General features: G+C 75.6%; 2 protein-coding genes and 1 pseudogene. All 3 read left to right on the forward strand.

What is annotated here, in order from left to right; translation table 11 throughout:
• Positions 1–205: hypothetical protein (locus tag AN218_RS37515; RefSeq protein ID WP_420855977.1), on the forward strand; the 205-nt coding region annotated here is incomplete at its 5' end.
• A 1-nt stretch (position 206) separates the two neighbouring features.
• Positions 207–2,933 carry an SDR family NAD(P)-dependent oxidoreductase gene (locus AN218_RS16825; RefSeq protein WP_171908701.1) on the forward strand — a complete coding sequence of 909 codons (2,727 nt, stop codon included), beginning with the start codon at positions 207–209 and terminating at the stop codon, positions 2,931–2,933.
• Positions 2,930–3,210 (forward strand): annotated as a pseudogene (locus AN218_RS16830) (hypothetical protein); the annotation flags it as partial. The gene AN218_RS16825 and the pseudogene AN218_RS16830, both read left to right, overlap by 4 nt.

Below are 3,210 nucleotides of genomic sequence, written 5' to 3' on the forward strand. Positions count from 1 at the left end.
CGGTGTCGGCGCCCGTCTCGCCGCCGGATACACCGCCGGATACGCCGCCACCGGCCGCCGCACCCGTGCCGGCGCCCGTGCCCGCGAGGGCCGCCGGGGCGGACACCGGGACGGACACGGCGAGGGGTACGAGGACGAGTACGGATGCGGCCACGGGCGCCGGGAACGGGACGGGGAACCGGATCTCCGCCGACACGGTGCGTGAGGTGCTGGTGGACACGGTCGCCGAGAAGACCGGCTATCCGGCCGACCTGGTCGATCCCGGCCTGGATCTGGAAGCCGAGCTGGGCATCGACTCGATCAAGCGCGTGCAGATGATCGGCGTCGTCCAGGACCGCTTCCCCGAACTGCCCGTCGTACGGCCGGAGCAGCTCGGCGAGTTGCGCACCATCGACCAGCTCGTCGGTCATCTCGTCGGCGAGGCAGGTGCCGCGGACCCAAAAGCGCCGTCCCCGGCCGCTGAGTTCCGCTCGGCGGCCGGGGAGGAGAGGACACGGCGCCACCGCGTCGAGCTGGTCGGTCTGCCGCCCGCCGACCGGCTGGCCCGGCCGTTCCCGGCCGAGCCGGTGGCGGTCGTCGCCGACCGGGGCGAGCCCCACGCCACCGCCCTGGCCGGGAGGCTGGCGCATGAAGGCTGGACCGTCCGCCGCGTCGATCTGTCGGCGTACACCGACATCGGCGCTCTCGAGGAGGAGTTCGCCGCGGCGACGTCCGGTCCGCTGCACCTCGCCCTCGCCGTCCTCGGCACCGAGCCGGACGCCCTCGCCGCCGAGCGGCGGCTGACCGAGACCGTCCTGTTCGCCAAGCACGCCCGGAACGGGCTGCGCACCGGCGGCGCGCACCGCGCGGCGTTCGTCACCCTGACCCGGCTGGACGGCGGTCTCGGGCTGCTCGGTACGGCAGAGCCCGAAGCCGCGCTGGTCGGCGGGGCCGGGGGCGTGGTCAAGACCCTGGCCGCCGAGGAACCGGAGCTGTTCTGCCGGGCGGTGGACCTGCATCCCGGCCTCGACGCGGACACCTCCGCGGACCTGCTGCTGGCCGAACTGCACGACGCGGCCTCGGACACGCTCGAAGTCGGCGTCGACGCGTCGGGAACCCGCCGCACCGTGACGCCGGGCCGTCACCCGGCCCGTACCGCGTCGTCCGAGGTCGACGTGCACGGCGCCCCGAAGCCGCTGGTGACCGCCGACGACGTCTTCGTGGTCCTCGGCGGCGGCCGCGGAATCACCGCGCTGTGCGTCGCCGCGCTCGCCGAGCACTGCCCCGCGCGCTTCCTGCTGCTCGGCCGGAGTCCCCTGGATCAGGAGCCGGAGTGGGCCGCCGCGGTGCCCGACGCGGACCTGAAGGCCGCGGTCGTCGCCCGGCTGCGGTCCGGCGGGGACCGGCCGGACCCCGGGGAGGCGGAGCGGAGATACGGAGCCCTGCGGGCCCAGCGGGAGATCCGCGCCACGCTGGCCCGGATCGAGGCGGCCGGCGGCACCGCGACCTATCACTCCGTGGACGTCACGGACGCCGGCGCCGTGCGCGCGGTCCTGGCCGGCCACCGCGTCACCGGTGTCGTGCACGGCGCCGGTGTGCTCGCCGACGCACCGCTCGCGCACAAGACCGCAGAGCAGGTGGAGCGGGTGTGCTCGCCGAAGCTGCGCGGGCTGACGACGGTGCTCGGCGCCGTCGATCCCGCCGGGCTGCGACACCTGGTGCTCTTCACCTCGGTGGCCGGGCTGCTGGGCAACGCCGGCCAGGCCGACTACGCGGCGGCCAACGAGGCGCTGTGCCGGTTCGCGGCGAGCTGGCGGCACCGCCGTCCCGGACAGCACGTCGTGGCGATCGACTGGGGCGCGTGGGACGGCGGCATGGTCGGCCCCGAGCTCCGCGAGCTGTTCACCTCACGGGGCGTGCGCCTGCTCGCCCCGGCGACGGGCGCCCGGGCCTTCGTCGAGCAGTTCGCCGCCGACGCCCTGGACGAGACCCGGGTGCTGGTCGGCGAGGCGGAACCGCTGTACGGGACACGGCCCGCCGCCGCCCCCGCCCTGGTCGCCCGGCGCTCGCTCGACGGCCTGGAGCGTGACCCCGTCATCCTCGACCACCGCATCGGCGCCCATCCCGTCCTGCCGGCCACCTTCGGCCTCGGCTGGCTCGTCAACTTCGCCGAACGGGCGCACCCCGGGCTGCGGGTGGTGCGGGCACGGGACTTCGCCGTGCACAGCGGAATCGTGTTCGACGAGGGCCCGGCCGGTGACCGCCGGATGGAACTGACCGGCGGCGAGGTGGCCGGGGACCGGGTGGTGGTGCGTGCCGCGGTCCGTGACGACGGCGACGGCGACCGCTCCGTACCCGTTTCGCACTATGCCGTCACGCTGGAACTGGCCGCGGAAGCGGAGGCCGCCCCCGCGCTGCCGGTACGGCCGTCCGGAACCGGTGCCGCGGACGCGTCGGGCCTCTACACCGGCGCCGCCCAGTTCCACGGCCCGCAGCTCCAAGGCATGCGGGAGATCCTGGAGTTCACCGCCGAACGCCTCGTGGTGCGCTGCCGGCTGGCGGATCGCACGGTCGCGGACGGCGCGTTCGCCGGCCGGGCGCACAGCCCGGTGCTCGCCGACGTCCTGCTCCAGGGACCGTCGGTGCTCGGCGGACGGGTGCTCGGCCAGGCCTGCCTGCCCCTGGGCATCGCACAGGCCGACTACTACGCGCCGCTCCCGGACGACCGGGACTTCCTCCTGGTCGCCGACGAACCCCGCCGGGCCGACGGCGGCCTCACCGTGAACGCCACGGCCGTGGACCCCTCCGGCCGCGTGCTGGTGCGGTTCACCGGCGTGACGTTCGTGGCGACTCCGGCCATGTCGGACAAGTTCGCCGAAGCGGTGGCGCACTGGCAGAACCGGACCACGGCGGCGGACACCCTCCCGGGGAACGGAAGGGGGAGCCCGAATTGAGCACGCTGGACCTCGACTTCGTCGGAGAGCCCTTCGACGCGCTCGCCCTGGTGGACGCGGCTCCGCACCTCCCGCAGGCGCCCCCGGAGACCGCCTCCGGGGGTGCGCACCGGCCTCCGGCCACCGTCTCCGCGGATCCGTCCGGCACCCTCCCCGCGGCGCTGCGCGAGCTGCGCGGTGCCACGGCCCTGGCACACGAGCAACTGCTGCGGGCGCATGACGCCCTGCAACGACGGGCACTGCGCCGGCTGGACACGGCGCCCGCGGGACCGGCCCC

The sequence above is a fragment of the Streptomyces nanshensis genome, from assembly GCF_001751255.1.
Classification (GTDB): Bacteria; Actinomycetota; Actinomycetes; order Streptomycetales; family Streptomycetaceae; genus Streptomyces; species Streptomyces nanshensis_A.